This window comes from Rathayibacter sp. AY2B3 (genome assembly GCF_002931755.1).
Taxonomy (GTDB): domain Bacteria; phylum Actinomycetota; class Actinomycetes; order Actinomycetales; family Microbacteriaceae; genus Rathayibacter.
On record NZ_PSUG01000044.1, the window covers coordinates 13,778 to 30,719 of the forward strand.

Sequence of the window (16,942 nt, forward strand, 5' to 3'; positions counted from 1 at the left end):
CGGTCCTTGCCCGGCGTGGCGCGGTCGGCTTCGCGACGGGGTGCGTTCTGCAGAGCGGGGTGCGGACGGCTACGGCGATCCGCTGGGACGCGGATCGGCGGTTCGCCTTGAGGGTGGTGCTCGCGGGGGCGGTGTGGACGGGCGTGGCGCGGTCGGCTTCGCGACGGGGTGCGTTCTGCGGAGCGGGGTGCGTTCGGCTACGGCGATCCGCTGGGACGCGGATCGGCGGTTCGCCTCGGAGATGGCTGCTGCTGCGGCGGCGGCGGCGCTGATCGGATGCACGTCGCCGCCGGGTGGCGCGGGGGAGAGGGACTTACTTGTCGCGGCAAGTAGTGGGTAGTGTGGGGGAATGAGTGCGCCCGAGACACGCTGGCTGACGCCCGATCAGCTCGACGCCTGGCTGCGTTTCATCGCGGTCGTGGAACTGCTGCCGGGCGCCCTCGACACGCAGCTGCAGCGCGACGCCGGGCTCACGCACTTCGAGTACCTGACGCTGGCGATGCTGTCCGAGGCACCCGACCGCGCCCTCCGGATGACCACGCTCGCCGCCCGCACCAACGCGACGCTGCCCCGGCTCTCGCACGTGGTGACCCGCCTCGTCGCCCGCGGCTACCTCGAGCGCCGCCCCTGCGCCTCCGACGGCCGCGCGACGAACGCGGTGCTCACCGACGCCGGCCTCCAGAAGATCGTCGACACGGCGCCCGGCCACGTCGCGACCGTGCTGGCCGACGTCATCGACCCGCTCGACGCCGAGCAGATCCCGCAGCTGGCCGACATCATGTCGCGCATGCTCGCCCGGCTCGACCCCGAGGGCAGGATGACGGTCGACGCCGTGCGCTCCTCGCTCGGAGACCCCGACACCCGCTCCTGCTGAGCGCGCCGAACCCTCACTCCTGGGGCGGACCGGCCTCGGCCGCAGCAGGATCCATGTACAGGAACTCCCAGACGTGCCCGTCCGGGTCCTCGAGGTCGCGCGCGTACATGAAGCCGAGGTCCTGCACCGGGACCGGCTCGGCGCCACCGGAGGCCAGCCCGTTCTCGAGCACCTCGTCGACCTCCTCCCGGCTGCCGACGCTCACCGCGAAGAGGCCCTGCACCTGGGAGCGCGCGTCGATGATCTCCTTCGCCGTGAAGGTCGAGAAGAAGGGGTGCAGGAGGAGCATCGCGTAGACGTGCTCGGAGGCGACGAAGCAGGCGGCGTCGTCGTTGCTGAACAGAGGATTCAGGGTCCAGCCGAGCGCCGTGTAGAACGCCTTCGAGCGCTCCAGATCCGTGACGGGGAGGTTCACGAAGATCGAGTCGACGGCCATGGGCGTCAGTATGGCGATCAGCCGCGCGACACGCGGGAGTCCGTGCCATCATCGCCTCGTGCAGTTCACCACGACGCTCTTCCAGACCGGCAACAACACCGGCATCGAGGTGCCGCCCGAGGTCCTCGAGGCCCTCGGTGGCGGCAAGCGGCCGGCCGTCGCGGTGACGGTGAACGGCTACCGCTTCACCAGCACGGTCGGAGCGATGGGAGGCCGCGCGCTCGTCCCGTTCTCGTCGGAGAAGCGCCGCGAGACCCGGCTCGCCGGCGGCGACGCGATCGACGTCGTGATCGAGCTGGACACCGCGCCGCGCGAGGTCGTCGTGCCGGAGGACCTGGCGGCCGCGCTGGCCGAGGCGGGCGCTGCTGAGCGCTTCGCAGCGCTCTCGCCCAGCGCGCGGAAGGCCCACGTCACGTCGGTCGAGGGCGCGAAGGCCGCCGAGACGAGGGTGCGCCGCGTCGCCTCGATCGTCTCGGCTCTCGCCGTCTGACGGGCGCGCCACGGTCCGGGACGCGACCTCGTCGCCGGATAGGCTGCCTCCGGCGCCCCACGGCGGAGCGCCCTGGAAGCGGAGTCGGGGGACGGGATGGGTGCGGTTCGGCGTTGGGTGTTCCCGATCGTGTGGATGGTCATCATCGGAGCGGCGAGCATCGCCCTCGTGAAGATCGCGTTCTTCCCGGACGGTGCGGCCGAGGCCGATCCGACGCAGCCGACCGGTGAGATCACCGAGCCCACTGTCGCGGTCGCCCGCGGCACGGTCACCAACGACCTCACCCTCCAGGGCACCGTCGCCGCCGACCCCGCCGTGCCGCTGAAGGCGACGGCGGCCGGAACGGTCGACGACGTCTACGTGCAGCAGGGCGCGGCCGTCGCGTCGGGCGATCTGATCTACGACATCCGCGTCGAGACTCCGCGCGACCCGGTCGAGACGACCGGCCCGGACGGCGCCGTCACCCTCACCCAGCAGGAGCCCTCCGTGCGCTTCGAGCGGGTCTACGCCGCGACCGGCGGCACCCTCAGCGCGCTCGGCGTCATCCACGACCAGGCCGTCACGGTCGGCGAGGTGACCGGCCAGGTCGCGCCGCCGAGCTACGCCGTCACCGGCACGATCGACGCGCAGCAGCTCTACCGCATCCAGAACCGGCCGACGGAGGCGCAGGTCGCGATCACCGGCGGGCCCGCGGGCTTCACCTGCACCGACCTCACCATCAGCACCCCTCTCGCCGGAGCCGGCGAGGGCGGCACGACCGGCGGAGCGACGGACGGCGGAGGCGGCGGGACCTCGACCGGCGGCTCCGGCACGAGCTTCACCTGTCAGGTGCCGACGGAGGTCACCGTGTTCCCCGGGCTCGCCGCCTCGGTGACGCTCGCGGGAGGCAGGGCCGAGGACGTCCTCGTCGTGCCGACCACCGCGGTCGAGGGCACGGCGGAGTCCGGCGTCGTCTTCCGCCGAGCGGACGACGGCAGCACCGAGGAGGTCCCGGTGACGCTGGGACTCACCGACGGCAGCTCCGTCGAGATCACCGGCGGAGTGGAGGAGGGCGCCGAGCTCCTGCAGTTCGTGCCGGGCGCGGAGGAGGCGGCTCCCGACGTCCAGCTGGGCGGCGACTGCATCGCGCAGCCCGACGGCTCGGTCTTCTGCTCGTGACGATCCTCCGGCTCGAGGGGATCCGCAAGGTCGTGCCCCTGCCCGACGCGCCGCCGCTGACGATCCTCGACGGCGTCGATCTCGAGGTGGGCGAGGGCGACCACGTCTCGGTCGTGGGGCGCAGCGGGTCCGGCAAGTCGACGCTGCTCAACATCCTCGGGCTCATCGACGAGCCCACCGAGGGGCGGATGCTGCTCGAGGGCGCTCCCACCGAGACCCTGTCCTCGCGGGCCCGCGCGCGCATCCGCGGCGGCAGCATCGGCTTCATCTTCCAGCAGTTCAACCTGCTCGAGGGGCGGACCGCTCGCGAGAACGTGATGACGCCGCTGCTCTACGCGACCGGGTCGGAGTTCTGGCGACGCCGCGACCTCGCGGCCGAGATGCTGGAGCGGGTCGGCCTCGGGCACCGCGTGGACTCGATGCCCGGGCGCATGTCCGGCGGCGAGCAGCAGCGGATCGCGATCGCCCGCGCTCTGGTGCGCCGACCGCGACTGATCCTCGCCGACGAGCCGACGGGTGCCCTCGACACCGACACCGGCGAGAGCGTGATGGGCCTGCTCGACGAGATCGCGCGCGAGTCCGGCTCGGCGCTGGTCACCATCACCCACGACCCGGCCATCGCGGCGCGGGCCGAGCGCCACTACCGGCTCGACCACGGCCGCCTGGGCGCGACCGCGGATGCGGGCACCGTCGCCGAGGCGGTGGTCCTCTGATGCGCGCGCTCGTCGGGATCGCCGGGGCGATCGTGGAGGCGTGGACCGAGCTGCGGATCCACCGCGGCCGCGTGCTGCTCTCGCTGATCGGCGTCGCGGTGGCCGTCGCCGCCCTGACCGCGGTCGTGGCCGCCGGCGGCATCGCCCGCCAGGCCAGCATCGAGCAGGCCGAGCGATCCAGCGGGCGGCCGGCGAGCCTCTTCCTCTCCGCCTACGCCTCCGGCACCGGCAGCGCCGAGCTCGACGCCGACGCCCTCCAGGCCGCCTGGACCGGCGCGCTCGAGCGCTACTCCATCACCTACGCGAGCCGCTCGACCTACGGCAGCGCGCGCGTCCAGTTCGCCGACGGCGCCGTCGACGTCGCGGTGCAGGCGGTCGACCAGCCCTTCGCCGAGATGCACCGGCTGAAGATCGTGGACGGCGCCTGGTTCACGGCCCGCGACTCCCAGCGCCTCGCTCCCGCCCTCGTCGTCAACGAGCGCTTCTGGGAGCGGATCGGGAGCCCGGATCTGCGCACCCACCCGGTGGTCACCCTGCTCGGCTCCGAGCGCGACGTCACGGGCGTGGTGGTCGGCGTGACCCCCTCCTCGCAGTTCGAGACGGATCCGTCGATGATGATGCTCGCGGACGCCTACCCGGCGGTCGCCCGCGACGTCGATCCGCAGTACGGCGGGCAGGGCGTGCCGAACTACGAGATGTGGGTGCCGCTCGAGGTGGCCGAGCCCCTCGCCGCGGCGGTGGAGCGCGACGTGGCCGGTGCCCTGGGACCCGACGTCGAGGTGTCGGTCGACCGGCAGGACTACCTGGTCTACGACTCCGACCCGTTCGGCGTGCTGACCTGGGTGATCGGCGGCGTGGCGGGCCTGGTGCTGGCGCTCGGCGCGCTCGGACTGCTCAACATCGCCCTGGTCACCGTCCGGCAGCGGATCCGCGAGATCGGCATCCGGCGCAGCTTCGGCGCCTCCTCCGGCCGCATCTTCTTCTCGATCATGATGGAGAGCGTCGTGGCGACCGTGGTCGCCGGAGTCGTCGGCGTGACGATCGCGGTCATCCTCGTCACGAACCCGTGGACCGTGGCCTTCGTGCAGGACAACGGGATCACCGACATCCCGCCGTTCCCGGCCGAGGCGGCGCTGCTCGGGCTCGGGGCGGCCACCCTCGTCGGCGCGCTCGCCGGCCTCGTGCCGGCGATCGTCGCCGTGCGGGTGAAGGTGATCGACGCGATCCGCTACTGAGGCCCGCCGAGGGTGACGACGAGCTCGTCGCCCTCGAGCGCGGCGTGCGCGTCGGAGTAGTGCGCGATCCGGGGCAGCCCCCGGGTGCTCGCGCTCTCGTGGCTCCCCACGACGATCACGCGCATGCCGGCGTCCAGACCCGCCCGGATGCCGGCCTCGGCGTCCTCGAACACCAGCGCGTCCTCGGGGGAGACGCCGAGCAGGGCCGCGGCGGCGAGGTAGCAGTCGGGAGCGGGCTTGCCGTTCGCGACGTCGTGCGCGGTGACGACGGTGTCGGGGGAGGGGACGCCCGCCGCGGCCAGACGAGCGGCGGCCAGTGCCGGGCTCGCGGACGTGACCAGGGCGACGCGCTCGCGGGGGAGCGAGGCGAGGAACGCCGTCGCACCGGGGATCTCGACGGTGCCCTCGGTGTGCTCGAGCTCGTACGCGTCGAGCTCCGCGACGATCGCGTCGACGTCGCTGCCGGCCGGAGCGAAGCGGCGGACGCTGTCGGCGGCGCGGACTCCGTGCACGGCGCCGAGCACCGCGTCGTGGTCGAGAGCGAAGCGCTCGGCGAAGGCACCCCAGATGGTCTCGACGACGGCCGTCGAGTCGACGAGCGTCCCGTCCATGTCGAAGAGGGCTGCACGGGCTCGGAGGAGGTGGGGCATGCGACCATCCTGGCGGTCGCCGCGCCCCGGCGCCTGCCGGTGCGGACAGCGCTCGGACAGCGCGCGATCAGCCCGCCCTCAGGCCACGCATCGCATCGCGGCGCTACGGTGGTCCGAGATCGCGGGCAGACGCCCGGAGGGGAGTGGAGGACGCCATGACGGACGACAACGGAACCGGCACGGACCAGGGCGCGAGCACGGGCGGGGAGGCCTCCGGACCCCGCGCCGGGTGGTACCCGGACCCGGCGGGCTCGTCCCGTCAGCGCTGGTGGGACGGAACCGGCTGGACGGAGTCGCTCCGCGACGCGCCCGCGGCCACTCCGACCGCCCCGGCCGAGAGCGGGTCGGCGCAGGCCGCCGCGACTCCCGTTCCGCCGCCCGCGCCGACTCCGCCCGCCGCCCCCGCGGAGCGTCCCGCCTACGGGGAGACGTCGAGCGGAGCCGCGACGAGCTACGGGCAGTCGGCCTCGGGTCAGTACCCGCAGCAGCCGTCGTCCGCCGACCCGCAGCAGGGCTACGGCCGGCAGCCCGAGGGGCAGCAGCAGCCGCAGCAGGGCTACGGCCAGCAGGCTCCCCAGCAGTACGGCCAGCAGGCTCCCCAGCAGTACGGCCAGCAGGGCTACGGCCAGCAGGCTCCTCAGCAGTACGGCCAGCAGGGCTACCGCCAGCAGGCTCCCCAGCAGTACGGCCAGCAGGCGCAGCAGCCCTCCGGCCAGCAGCAGCCGCAGTACCCTGCCTACGCCGCGGCTCCCGGAGCACCCGTGCAGCAGCGCGACACGAGCATCGTCACCGCCACGTCGTGGATCTGGGTCGTCGTCCTCCTGCCGCTGCTCTCGGCGCTCTCGATCTTCCTGCTCCCGCCGAGCGCCATCGTCGAGTCCTCGATGGCCTCGACCTACGGTCCGAGCTCGTCGATGGGCATGTCGCCCGCGTACTTCCTCGGCCTCGGCGTGCTCCAGGTCGTCGGCTTCCTGCTCTACGCCGCGGAGGTCGTCTTCGCCTTCCTCGACTGGCGCCAGCTGAAGCGGGCCGGCGTGCAGCGTCCCTTCCACTGGGCGTGGGCCTTCCTCGTCCCGCCCTACGTGTACGTGATCGGCCGCAGCGTGGTCGTGAAGCGCGTGACCGGCGGCGGACTCCTCCCGCTCTGGATCTTCCTCGGTGTCGTGGTCGTGTCCTTCCTGATCGCGATCGGCTGGACGGTGTCGCTGTTCTCGCAGTTGACTGCGGCCTTCTCTCCCGGGGGCTTCTGACCCCGTGCGCGCCGCTGATCTCGTCCTGACCGGCGGCGCCGTCTTCACTGCCGACGCCGTGCGCTCCCGAGCGCACGGCGTCGCTGTCGTCGGAGGACGGATCGTCGCGGTGGGCGCCGACGTCTCCGAGTGGATCGGGCCGCGCAGCGAGGTCGTCGACCTCGACGGGCGGATGCTCGTCCCCGGCTTCCAGGACGCCCACGTGCATCCGGTCTGGGGCGGCGCCGCGCGGCTGCGCTGCTGGCTCGGAGAGGGCGGATCGCCCGCCGAGCACCTCGCGACGATCGCGGCCTACGCGGCACGGGAGAGCGGAGCGGAGTGGATCCTCGGCGGCGGCTGGAAGCTGCCCGACTTCCCCGCAGGCACCCCGACCGCGCGCGAGCTCGACACGGTCGTCCCGGACCGGCCCGCCTTCCTCACCAACGCCGACGGGCACGGAGCCTGGGTCAACTCCGCCGCGCTGCGCCTCGCGGGGATCGACCGCACGACGCCGGACCCCGCCGACGGACGGATCGAGCGGCTGGCCGACGGCAGCCCGTCCGGCACTCTGCACGAGGGTGCCATGGACGCGGTCCGCCGCCACCTCCCGCCCGCGAGCGCCGACGAGCTCCACCGCGCGCTGCTCCTCGGACAGCAGACCCTGCACTCGTTCGGGGTGACGGCGTGGCAGGACGCGATCATCGGCTCCTACGGCGACGTGGGCGACCCCGGACCGGCGTACCGCCGCGCGGCGCTCAGCGGCGAGCTGACCGGGCGGGTCCGCGGCGCGCTGTGGTGGGACCGCGGCCGCGGCGTCGAGCAGATCCCGGAGCTGATCGCGCGGCGCGCGGCGCTCGCCGCCGACCGCTTCGCCCCGACGACCGTCAAGATCATGCAGGACGGGATCGCCGAGAACTTCACGGCGGCGATGCTCGAGCCCTACCTCGACGGGCACGGTGGACACGGTCACGGCGACGGACTCTCGATGGTCGACCCGCGCCTCCTGAGCGAGGCCGTGCCGCTCCTGGACGCGGCCGGGTTCCAGGTGCACTTCCACGCGATCGGCGACCGCGCCGTGCGCGAGTGCCTGGACGCGGTCGAGCGGGCGATCGAGGCGAACGGGCGCCGCGGCAACCGTCATCACCTCGCTCATCTGCAGGTCGTGCATCCGGACGACCTGCCGCGCTTCCGGGCGCTCGACGTCGCGGCGAACCTGCAGATGCTGTGGGCCTCGCTGGAGCCGCAGATGGTGGAGCTGACGCTGCCGTTCCTCGGTGAGCGGCGCGGCTCGTGGCAGTACCCCTTCGGCGATCTGCTCCGCTCGGGCGCGGTGCTCGCCGCGGGGAGCGACTGGCCGGTGTCGACGCCCGACCCGCTCGCCGCGATCCACGTCGCGGTGAACCGTCTCTCGGCGCCGTCCGAGCGCGAGCCGGGGTGGAGCGAGGAGGTGTTCCTCCCGGAGCAGCGCGTCGATCTCGGCGCCGCACTCTCCGCCTCCACGGCGGGCTCGGCGTGGGTGAACGGCCTGGAGGCCGAGTCGGGCTCGATCGCCGTGGGACTCGCGGCGGACTTCGCCCTGCTCGACCGGGACCCCTTCGACGGCGACCCCCGCGCGATCGGGGAGACCCGGGTGCTGGGCACCTGGATCGGCGGCGAGCGCGTCCACACCGCAGCGGACGCGCCCGCCTGATCCGGGTCGTTCAGCAGGCGGCGCTCAGCAGGTGATCGCCCCGCCGATGATTCCCGCGAGCAGCCCGCCGGTCGCGGAGGCGATCGCGCCGGGACCGGAGATCGCGCCGATCACCTCGCCGGTCGCGGCACCGCTGACGCCGCTCCCGGCGACGCAGTGACCCCACTCGGGCGAGCTCCAGTCGCTGTTCAGGTGCAGGCCTCCTGCCGCTGAGCGCGACGCCGAGTCCGCGGCGAAGTGGAAGGTGAGCGTGTCGGAGTCGTCGATCGACCAGTGGCCCGACACGGTGCGGCCGCGCCCGACGTCGATCCTCTCCGGGAGCGCGTCCGACGTCTGGGCGCCGTCCGTGAAGCCGACCCCGCCGCCCGCCGACTCGACGATCCGCGTGCCGTCGGTGACGTCGAAGGTCACCGTCGACGCCGATCCGCCCCGTGCCTCGAGGTGCACCCGGCCGCTCGTCTCCTGCCTCGCCGGCTCGGCGTGCGCGGCCTGCGCCGTGAACAGGGGCACCGCCAGCAGAGCGGCCGCCGCCGCGATCAGTGCCGTGCTCGTCTTCTGTCGTTCCATCGTCGTTCCCTCCATCGGAGTCCGATCCAGAAGGGAGGGCTCAGCGCCGCCGGTCGACGAGGGCGAGGACGACGGACGCCACCGCTGCCGCAGCGGCAGCGGTGACCACGACGTCCCACGGATCCTCGGCGCCCACCGCGGTCGCGACGAGGTGCCCGGCCAGGACTCCGACGAACAGGGCCGGCAGCATCAGCCAGATGCGCCGTCTTCGTCGTGCCGCTGTGCCGGCCTGTTCCCTGTCGCCCATGCTCGCCCTCCTGGATCAACCACACAGGAATGGACTACCAGGCGGTCGCGAGGCGCGTCGAGGAGGTGGCGCGATCCGTCAGGCCTCGCTGCGCTGGATGAGGCGGGAGAGGACGATCGCCGAGCGCGTGTGGTCGACGTTGGGCGCGATGCGGACCTTCTCGAGGGCGAGCTCGAGGCTGGGGATGTCGCGCGAGCGGATGTGGACGATCGCGTCGGCGGAGCCGGTGACCGTGCCCGCGTCGACGACCTCGGGGACGGCGGAGAGGATGCGGCGGAGCTCGTCGGGTGCGACTGTGCCGCGGCAGAAGAGCTCGACGTAGGCCTCCGTGGCCATGCCGTCGACGGCGGGATCGACCTTGATCGTGAAGCCGCGGATGACGCCGTCGGCCACCAGGCGGTCGACCCGGCGCTTCACCGCGGAGGCGGAGAGCCCGACCACTCCGCCGATGTCGCCGTAGCCCGCGCGGGAGTTCTGGCGCAGCAGATCGAGGATCTTCCGATCGATGTTGTCCATGCTCCGAGGATAGGCGCGGCCGGAGCGGCGCCTGGACGGCAGCAGAGTGCCACTGGAGATTCGCCACGCCCGGCTATATAGTTGCTCTCGGTCAATAGTTGATCACAGTCAACTAGAACCGCCGCCGTGCTGAAGAGGAGCCCATGTCACACCCCGAACACCGCGCCGCACCGCGCGGAACCGCCGCGCCGCACGCCCCCGCCGGGCCTGACGGCGCCATGTCGCACCGCCAGGTGCTCGAATCGCTCAGCGGCCTGCTGCTGGGCATGTTCGTCTCGATCCTCGCGGGCACGGTCGTGTCGACCTCGCTGCCCCGGATCATCTCCGACCTCAAGGGCGACCAGAACGCCTACACCTGGGTCGTCACCGCGACCCTGCTCGCGACCACGGTCTCCACCCCGCTCTGGGGCAAGTTCGCCGACCTGTTCAACCGCAAGCTGCTGATCCAGCTCGCCCTCGGGCTGTTCGTCGTCGGCTCCGCGCTGGCCGGCTTCTCGCAGGACACGAACATGCTGATCGTCTTCCGCGTGTTCCAGGGCCTGGGCGCCGGCGGACTCGCCGCGCTGAGCCAGATCATCATGGCCGACATCATCAGCCCCCGGGAGCGCGGCAAGTACGCCGGCCTCTTCGGCGGCGTGATGGCGATCGGCACCGTCGGCGGACCTCTGCTCGGCGGCGTCGTCACCGACGCGTTCGGCTGGCGCTGGAACTTCTTCATCGCGATGCCCGTCGCGATCGTCGCGATCATCCTCCTCCAGGTGACGCTGCGCCTCCCCGCGCACCCCAAGCGCACCGTGAAGATCGACTACCTCGGCGCCGTGCTCATCGCGGGCGGCGTGTCGCTCCTGCTGATCTGGGTCTCGCTCGCCGGCAAGAACTTCGACTGGGCCTCGTGGGAGACCGCGGTCATGGTCGGCGGAGCCGTCGTGCTGCTCATCGCAGCCGTGATCACCGAGCTCACCGTGTCCGAGCCGATCATCCCGATGGGCATGTTCAAGAACCGCACCTTCAGCCTCGCCGTCGTGGCGAGCATCTCGGTCGGCGTCTCGATGTTCGGCGTCGCGGTGTTCCTCGCGCAGTACATGCAGCTCGCCCGTGGAGCCACGCCGACCCAGTCGGGTCTGCTCACCATCCCGATGATGGCCGGCCTGCTGATCGCCTCGACGATCTTCGGCGGGATCATCTCGCGCACCGGCAAGTGGAAGGCGATCATGATCAGCGGCGGCGTGCTCGCCGTGATCGGGACCTCGCTCCTCAGCACCCTCCGCTACGACACCGACCTGGTCCTCGTGGGGATCTACATGGCCGTCCTCGGTGCGGGCCTGGGCATGCTGATGCAGAACCTCGTCCTCGTGGTGCAGAACTCGATCGAGGTGAAGAACCTCGGCGTCGCGACCAGCGCGGTGACGTTCTTCCGCAGCCTCGGCGGCACCGTCGGCGTCTCGGTCCTGGGCTCGATGCTCGGCACCGTGATCGCCGACCGGATCAAGACCGGCATCGCGGGCCTCGCTCCGGCCGACCAGGCGCTCGCCGCACAGGCGCTGGGCAGTGGCACGATCCCGCAGCCGGCGACTCTGCCCGACGCCGTGCGCGTCGTGGTCGAGAGCGCCTACGGCATCGGTGTGGGCGACGTGTTCCTCTACAGCATCCCGCTCGCGGTCGTCACGCTGATCGCCGTCATCCTCCTGCCCAACGTGAGCCTGGGCTCGAAGAACGCGGTGCAGCTCAAGGCGGAGCCCACCACTCCGCTGCAGGCTGCGGAGGACGCGCTCATCGCCGCCTCCGACGGCCAGGCGGCTCTGCGCCCCGTCGGCCAGGCGCGGCGGACGGACGACGCGACGCACGCCCGCGAGGGTCGCGAGACCACTCCCGAGCACGGCCGTCACGCCGACGAGGAGCGGCAGGAGGAGGCCGTCGGGCGCGCCCGACACGCCGCTCCCACCGGCTCCGTCGACGTGATCGAGCGCTCCTGATGCCCGCCGCCGCGCCCTCGGCCGAGGCGCTGCACGAGGTCGAGGAGCAGATCACCGCGCTCGCCGTCCAGGTGCGTCTCGCCGTCCGGGACGCGGCGGCGTCGATCGATCCGGCGCTGCCGCCCTTCGGACTGCGTCTGCTGCGGATGCTCGAGCGGTGCGGCCCGGTCCACTCCGGTGCCGTGGCGGAGCGGCTCGGCGTCGACCGCAGTGCGATCAGCCGCCAGGCCCGTCAGCTCGCCGATCTGGGACTGGTCGAGATGACCTCCGATCCCGCCGACGGCCGGGCGCGGTTCCTCTCGCTCAGCGCTGCCGGGTGCGAGCGGATGCGCGATCTCGGCGGGGAGCAGCGGCAGCGGATGCAGGAGGCGCTGAGCGCCTGGCCCGAGGAGGACCTGCGCGCGTTCGCGGGATATCTGGAGCGGCTGACCGCGGCGGAATGAGTCGCGGGATCTGAGCGAGTGGCGCGGACCGATGGGGTCCGCGCCACTTCTGCGTGTGCGCGCCTGTCGGCGGGGTGCGTCCAGCGCTTCGTCTCGCGCCACGAGCGCGTGTGTGCGACAGAGCCGATCCATGGTTCCTGAGATGTTCTCACTCAGGAGGCGGTGACCGTGTTCCCCTTCGACCACGCCGCAGCGGCGGAGCTGGTCCGCGCTTCCGCTGAGGCCGCCGCCGCCCTGTCCTCCCAGGGGATCCTGCGGTCCGCTGCCGCCGAGCACGCCCTCCAGGAGTTCCGGGGCGCGTACGTCGGCGCGAGGAAGGCCGAGGAGGAGCGGCAGCGCCGGGAGGCGTACGCGGCGTGGGAGACGCGGGCGGCCGAGCGGGAGCAGCGGCGCCGCCTCGACCCGGCCGCGGCCCTCGCAGCCGGGGTCGACGAGGTCGTCGACCGTCCGCCGTCCGACCGGCCCGTCGTGCCGCCGCCGATCCGTGCGGCGTTCGCCCCGCGGTCGGTGGCCCGCACGTCCCCGGTGGGGTCCGCCGGGGGTGGCACGACCTCCGCCGACCCCGAGCACCTCGACGTCTTTGTCTCGCAGACCCGGCAGGCGGACGAGGCGTTGCGCTCGCGCCTCCACGATCTGATGGCCGCCTGGGGAGCGTTCGGCAACCGCTGCTCGTGGGCGCCGGTCGAGTCCTTCTCGGTGCTCCAGGGCTTCCGCGAGCTGCTGTCGATCTGCGCGGCCGACGCGACCTGGGTCGAGCAGATCTCCCTGGCCTTCGCGGCCGCCGGGGGAGGAGCGCTCTCCACCCCTGTCCTCGACACCGTCAGCACCCTGGCACGGCCCCTTCGGGGGCCGGCGCCTCCTCGACTCCCTCGCGGCGCTCTCGTCCGCCCGAGAGGGCCGGGATCGGGTGGTGGAGTTCGTGCGGAATTCCGCGGAACGGCTCGAGATCGAGGGCTGGTGGCCGCGGCACGGCGCGGCCGGGCCCGATGTGTGCGGCCTCGGCGACGGCCTGACGGGCGCGAGTTACAGCTACGACTGGTGGGCCCCCGCGGGCACCGATGTCGAGGGGGATGCGCGGAAGGTCGCGGACTCCTGGGGGTCCCTGGGGATGACGGGGCGGGTGACCGATTCGACTCCGCGCCCGACGGTGTACGGGGCGGGTGGACCGGTGCTGCGGGCGAGGTTCGTCACCGGCGCTGTCGAGGAGATGGACATGATCGGGGCCGAGATGCCGTGCGTGCCCGGCGATGTCGAAGCGCTCCTCCTCGAGGACGAGGCGCAGCGAGCGGACGGCGTGGTCCTCCCGGGCGACGAGGGGATCGTGCTGCAGCCGCGCGAGAATCAGATGATGCCGACGCCGGACGAGGGTCCGGCCTCAGCGCGGTGAGCCCACCAGTCGCGCGACGTGCACGACGAAGGCGCGGCGGCGGTCCCGGGTCTCCTCGCCGCCGCGGGACGCGAAGGGGGTGAGGTGCCAGATCTCGCAGAGGCCGAGGAGGGCGATGAAGAGGTCGTCGGCGGACCAGCTCGCGTCGACGACGCCGGTGCGCTGCCACTCGAGGACCCGGGCCTCGGGGGCGGGGACCCCGCCGAGATGCTCGCCGGCCTCCTCCCACACGCCGGCGCCCTCCAGGCGCGCCCAGGTGAGCAGGCGGAGGAACTCCGGGTGCTCCCAGACGTGGTCGAACATGCGGCCCGCGAGATCGGGGAGGTCCGCCGCGTCGGCGAGGAGCGTCTCGTCGAGGGCGCCGAGCGCCTCGACGACGGTCGCGACGAACAGCCCGCGCTTGCCACCGTAGTACGCGTAGAGGCGCTCCTTGTTCAGGCCCGCAGCAGCCGCCACCCGGTCGACCCGGGCGCCCGCGAAGCCGTGGGCGGCGAACTCGACGGACGCGGCGCGGAGGATCCGCTCGCGAGCGGGCGTCAGCGGATCGGATCTCGGTTCCATGGTTCACCTCCGGGCGCTCGAACGATACACTCCTCCTTGCCCAACCAACTGGTTGGGGTGGTTCGGCCCCGATGACGCGGCTCGGATCCGGACCCGCCGGTCCCGCTCCGCTCCGTGTGAAAGGCCGCCATGCCCTCCCCGTCCGCTCCCTCCTCCGCCCGCCGCTGGTGGGTGCTCGTGATCCTCGCGCTCACGCAGCTCGTCGTCGTGCTCGACGGCACCATCGTCACGATCGCCCTCCCCGCCGCGCAGGCGGACCTCGGCCTCACCGACGTCGAGCGCCAGTGGGTCGTCACCGCCTACGCCCTCGCGTTCGGCGCGCTCCTGCTCCTGGGCGGCCGCATCGCCGACTACACCGGGCGCAAGCGCACCTACCTGATCGGGATGATCGGCTTCGGCGCAGCCTCCGCCTGGGGCGGCCTCGCCACCTCCGGCACCGAGCTGATCGCCGCCCGCGGGCTGCAGGGCGCCTTCGCTGCGCTGCTCGCTCCGGCCGCTCTGGCCCTCCTCACCGTCTCCTTCCCCTCCGGCCGCGAGCGGGGCACGGCCTTCGCCGTCTTCGGAGCGGTCGCCGGAGCGGGCGCCGCCGTCGGCCTCGTGCTGGGCGGGCTGCTGACCGAGTTCGCCGACTGGCGCTGGTGCCTGCTCGTCAACGTCCCCGTCGTCGTGGTCGGCGCGATCGCCGGCCAGCTGCTCGTCACCGAGAGCCGCGCGGAGGGGCGCAACCGCTTCGACGTCGCCGGGACGATCACCGTCGCGCTCGGGCTCGGGAGCGTCGTCTACGGCTTCACCCTCGCCGAGCAGGGCTGGCTCCGCGTCGACACCCTCGGCTTCCTCCTGGTCGGCGTGCTGCTGCTGGCGCTCTTCGTGCGGATCCAGGCCCGCTCCGACCACCCGTCGCTGCCGCTGCGCATCGTCGCCGACCGCGTCCGCGGCGGAGCCTTCCTGGTGCAGGCGATCGTCGGCAGCGTGATGATCGGCTCCACCCTCTACCTGACCCTGCACCTGCAGCTGGTCCTGGGCCTGCCACCGCTCGAGGCCGGCCTGGCCAACCTGCCGATGACGGTGACGATCATGATCGTCGCGGGAGTCGCCGCCAAGCTGCTGCCGCGCACCGGCCCGCGCGTGCTGATGATCGTCGGCCCGCTGATCGCGGCCGCCGGGCTCCTCTACCTGAGCCGCATCACCCCCGACGGCGGCTACCTCCTCGAGGTGCTGCCCGCGCTGATCCTCCTGGGCGTCGGCATGGCGATGGTCTTCGTGCCGCTGCAGAACCTCGCGCTCACCGGAGTCGCGGCTCACGACGCCGGTGCCGCCGGAGCGACCGCCAACGCCGCCATGCAGATCGGCGGCTCGATCGGGCTGTCGATCTTCACGACCCTCTACGCGGGAGTCGCGGGCGAGCAGCAGTCGCCGGTCGCGTTCGTCGACGGCTACTCCGCGGTCTTCGTCGCGGCCGCGATCGGACTGGTCGTCGCCTCCGTCGTCGCCGTCGCGATGATCCGGGTGAAGAAGGAGGAGTTCCTCGCCCAGGCTCCGAAGGAGGCCGTCGCCCACCTGGGCTGATCCCGGCCTAGGCTCGGAAGCGCCATGCAGCCACTGACCGAGACCGAGATCCGCGAGTCCTTCGTCAACGCCTCCCGCAAGGAGGTCGCCGATCTCGCGCTGCCGAAGGACTTCGACGCGCTGGACTGGTCGGTCATCGACCATCTCGGCTGGCGCGACCGGCGGATGGGCCGCCGCGCCTACGTCGTCGTGCCGCTGGAGGAGCGCCTCGTCGGGATCCTGCTCACCCAGGCCGACGCCCTGCCGCGCTCGCGGGCGCAGTGCTCGTGGTGCCGCGACGTGCAGCTCCCGAACGACGTCGTCTTCTTCGGGGCGCGGAAGGCCGGAGCGGCCGGGCGGGCGGGGGACTCGCTCGGCACGCTCGTCTGCTCCCGCTTCGAATGCTCGGTGAACGTGCGGCGGCGCCCGTCGGTCGCCTACATCGGGTTCGACCTCGAGGCGGCGCGAGCGCAGCGGATCGCGACTCTGCAGGCACGCACCGAGGGCTTCGCGCGCGAGGTGCTCGGCGAGGCGTGACCGCGCGAGGTGCTCGACGAGGCGTGGCCGCGGCGAGGTGCTCGGCGAGGCGTGGCCGCGCTCAGCGGCGCGTGGATGCGCGGACGTGCATCCGCTCGCCCTGGCGGCCGAACAGGCTGAGGAACTCGACCTGCTGCTCGTCGGCGCGACCGAACCAGTGCGGCACCCGGGTGTCGAACTCGGCGGCCTCGCCCGCCGGCAGCACCAGATCGTGCTCGCCGAGCCGCAGGCGGAGCCGCCCGCTCAGCACGTAGAGCCACTCGAAGCCCTCGTGGGCACGTTGCTCGGCGGGCTCCGGCACCGGCCCCGGTGGGAGCGTGTGCTTGAACGCCTGGAGCGCGCCGGCGTCGCGGCTGAGCGGCTGGATGAGCATGCCGTTCCGTCGCATCGGCCGCCCGTGCACGCGGGGATCCTCCGGCGCGGCGCCGACGAGCTCGTCGAGCGGTGCCCCGAGGGCGCGGGCGATCGGGAGGAGCAGCTCCAGCGTCGCGCGCCGACCGCCGCTCTCGAGGCGCGAGAGGGTGCTCGCCGAGATGCCGGTCTCGGCCGCGAGGGACGCGAGGGTGCGGTCGCGCCGGGTGCGCAGGCGTCGGAGGCGCGGGCCGACGGCGGCGACGAGGACGTCGCGGAGACTGCGGCCGAGGGCGGTGGCGGCGGCGAGGCCGACGAAGGAGGCGCCGAGGATCAGGAC

General features: G+C 73.0%; 19 protein-coding genes. 12 read left to right on the forward strand and 7 right to left on the reverse strand.

Annotated features, from left to right (window positions below):
- The first annotated feature begins 349 nt into the window (after positions 1–349).
- Entirely contained in the window at positions 350–874 is a 525-nt protein-coding gene (locus C5C24_RS13920) for a MarR family winged helix-turn-helix transcriptional regulator (RefSeq protein ID WP_104233099.1), read from the forward strand.
- Positions 875–887: 13 nt separating this feature from the next.
- Here the strand turns inward: C5C24_RS13920 and C5C24_RS13925 are convergent, their stop codons facing one another.
- A complete protein-coding gene (locus C5C24_RS13925; protein ID WP_104276217.1) occupies positions 888–1,310 on the reverse strand; it encodes a VOC family protein in 423 nt (140 codons plus the stop codon).
- A 58-nt stretch (positions 1,311–1,368) separates the two neighbouring features.
- Between C5C24_RS13925 and C5C24_RS13930 the strand changes: the two genes are divergently transcribed.
- The 4 genes from C5C24_RS13930 to C5C24_RS13945 all read left to right on the forward strand — a co-directional run bounded on the left by C5C24_RS13930 (position 1,369) and on the right by C5C24_RS13945 (position 4,906).
- Entirely contained in the window at positions 1,369–1,800 is a 432-nt protein-coding gene (locus tag C5C24_RS13930) for a YdeI/OmpD-associated family protein (protein WP_104305247.1), read from the forward strand.
- Between the two features lie 135 nt (positions 1,801–1,935).
- Positions 1,936–2,958, forward strand: coding sequence for an efflux RND transporter periplasmic adaptor subunit (locus C5C24_RS13935; RefSeq protein WP_146082626.1), 1,023 nt, complete (start codon positions 1,936–1,938; stop codon positions 2,956–2,958).
- Positions 2,955–3,671, forward strand: a complete 717-nt coding sequence (locus C5C24_RS13940) for an ABC transporter ATP-binding protein (protein ID WP_104276214.1) — start codon at positions 2,955–2,957, stop codon at positions 3,669–3,671. Before C5C24_RS13935 ends, C5C24_RS13940 begins: the two co-directional genes overlap by 4 nt.
- On the forward strand, positions 3,671–4,906 hold the full coding sequence (locus C5C24_RS13945; RefSeq protein ID WP_104276213.1) for an ABC transporter permease: 1,236 nt from the start codon (positions 3,671–3,673) through the stop codon (positions 4,904–4,906). Before C5C24_RS13940 ends, C5C24_RS13945 begins: the two co-directional genes overlap by 1 nt.
- Here C5C24_RS13945 and C5C24_RS13950 read toward each other — a convergent pair.
- On the reverse strand, positions 4,900–5,556 hold the full coding sequence (locus tag C5C24_RS13950; protein ID WP_104276212.1) for an HAD-IA family hydrolase: 657 nt from the start codon (positions 5,554–5,556) through the stop codon (positions 4,900–4,902). The two genes, C5C24_RS13945 and C5C24_RS13950, sit on opposite strands and share 7 nt — an antisense overlap.
- Positions 5,557–5,711: 155 nt before the next feature.
- On the opposite strand from C5C24_RS13950, the gene C5C24_RS18480 reads away from it, so the two are divergent.
- Positions 5,712–6,806 (forward strand): DUF2510 domain-containing protein, encoded by a 1,095-nt coding sequence (locus C5C24_RS18480; protein WP_258065266.1) that lies wholly within the window; start codon positions 5,712–5,714, stop codon positions 6,804–6,806.
- A 4-nt stretch (positions 6,807–6,810) separates the two neighbouring features.
- Positions 6,811–8,475 carry an amidohydrolase gene (locus C5C24_RS13965; protein WP_104305248.1) on the forward strand — a complete coding sequence of 555 codons (1,665 nt, stop codon included), beginning with the start codon at positions 6,811–6,813 and terminating at the stop codon, positions 8,473–8,475.
- A gap of 24 nt (positions 8,476–8,499) precedes the next feature.
- Here the strand turns inward: C5C24_RS13965 and C5C24_RS13970 are convergent, their stop codons facing one another.
- From C5C24_RS13970 to C5C24_RS13975, 3 genes are all read right to left on the reverse strand, one after another.
- Positions 8,500–9,042, reverse strand: coding sequence for a hypothetical protein (locus C5C24_RS13970; RefSeq protein ID WP_146082627.1), 543 nt, complete (start codon positions 9,040–9,042; stop codon positions 8,500–8,502).
- 40 nt (positions 9,043–9,082) lie between these two features.
- Positions 9,083–9,289 (reverse strand): hypothetical protein, encoded by a 207-nt coding sequence (locus C5C24_RS17710; protein WP_146082628.1) that lies wholly within the window; start codon positions 9,287–9,289, stop codon positions 9,083–9,085.
- A gap of 78 nt (positions 9,290–9,367) precedes the next feature.
- Positions 9,368–9,805: an Lrp/AsnC family transcriptional regulator gene (locus tag C5C24_RS13975; RefSeq protein WP_104222855.1), complete on the reverse strand. Its 438-nt coding sequence runs from the start codon at positions 9,803–9,805 to the stop codon at positions 9,368–9,370.
- Positions 9,806–10,023: 218 nt separating this feature from the next.
- On the opposite strand from C5C24_RS13975, the gene C5C24_RS13980 reads away from it, so the two are divergent.
- The 3 genes from C5C24_RS13980 to C5C24_RS13995 all read left to right on the forward strand — a co-directional run bounded on the left by C5C24_RS13980 (position 10,024) and on the right by C5C24_RS13995 (position 13,608).
- Positions 10,024–11,778 (forward strand): MDR family MFS transporter, encoded by a 1,755-nt coding sequence (locus C5C24_RS13980; RefSeq protein WP_104305250.1) that lies wholly within the window; start codon positions 10,024–10,026, stop codon positions 11,776–11,778.
- The gene (locus C5C24_RS13985) at positions 11,778–12,221 is read left to right on the forward strand and encodes a MarR family winged helix-turn-helix transcriptional regulator (protein WP_104305251.1); all 444 of its coding nucleotides are present in this window, start codon (positions 11,778–11,780) and stop codon (positions 12,219–12,221) included. The genes C5C24_RS13980 and C5C24_RS13985 overlap by 1 nt, the downstream gene beginning before the upstream one ends.
- A 919-nt stretch (positions 12,222–13,140) precedes the next feature.
- Positions 13,141–13,608, forward strand: coding sequence for a hypothetical protein (locus C5C24_RS13995; protein ID WP_146082629.1), 468 nt, complete (start codon positions 13,141–13,143; stop codon positions 13,606–13,608).
- Here the strand turns inward: C5C24_RS13995 and C5C24_RS14000 are convergent.
- Positions 13,597–14,169, reverse strand: coding sequence for a TetR family transcriptional regulator (locus tag C5C24_RS14000; RefSeq protein ID WP_104276206.1), 573 nt, complete (start codon positions 14,167–14,169; stop codon positions 13,597–13,599). The two genes, C5C24_RS13995 and C5C24_RS14000, sit on opposite strands and share 12 nt — an antisense overlap.
- Before the next feature lie 129 nt (positions 14,170–14,298).
- On the opposite strand from C5C24_RS14000, the gene C5C24_RS14005 reads away from it, so the two are divergent.
- Together C5C24_RS14005 and C5C24_RS14010 are read left to right on the forward strand one after the other, a co-directional pair.
- A complete protein-coding gene (locus C5C24_RS14005) occupies positions 14,299–15,735 on the forward strand; it encodes an MFS transporter (RefSeq protein ID WP_104276205.1) in 1,437 nt (478 codons plus the stop codon).
- A gap of 24 nt (positions 15,736–15,759) precedes the next feature.
- On the forward strand, positions 15,760–16,251 hold the full coding sequence (locus C5C24_RS14010) for an FBP domain-containing protein (RefSeq protein ID WP_104281366.1): 492 nt from the start codon (positions 15,760–15,762) through the stop codon (positions 16,249–16,251).
- A gap of 61 nt (positions 16,252–16,312) precedes the next feature.
- Here the strand turns inward: C5C24_RS14010 and C5C24_RS14015 are convergent, their stop codons facing one another.
- On the reverse strand, positions 16,313–16,936 hold the full coding sequence (locus tag C5C24_RS14015) for a helix-turn-helix domain-containing protein (RefSeq protein WP_104305255.1): 624 nt from the start codon (positions 16,934–16,936) through the stop codon (positions 16,313–16,315).
- Between the last annotated feature and the right edge of the window lie 6 nt (positions 16,937–16,942).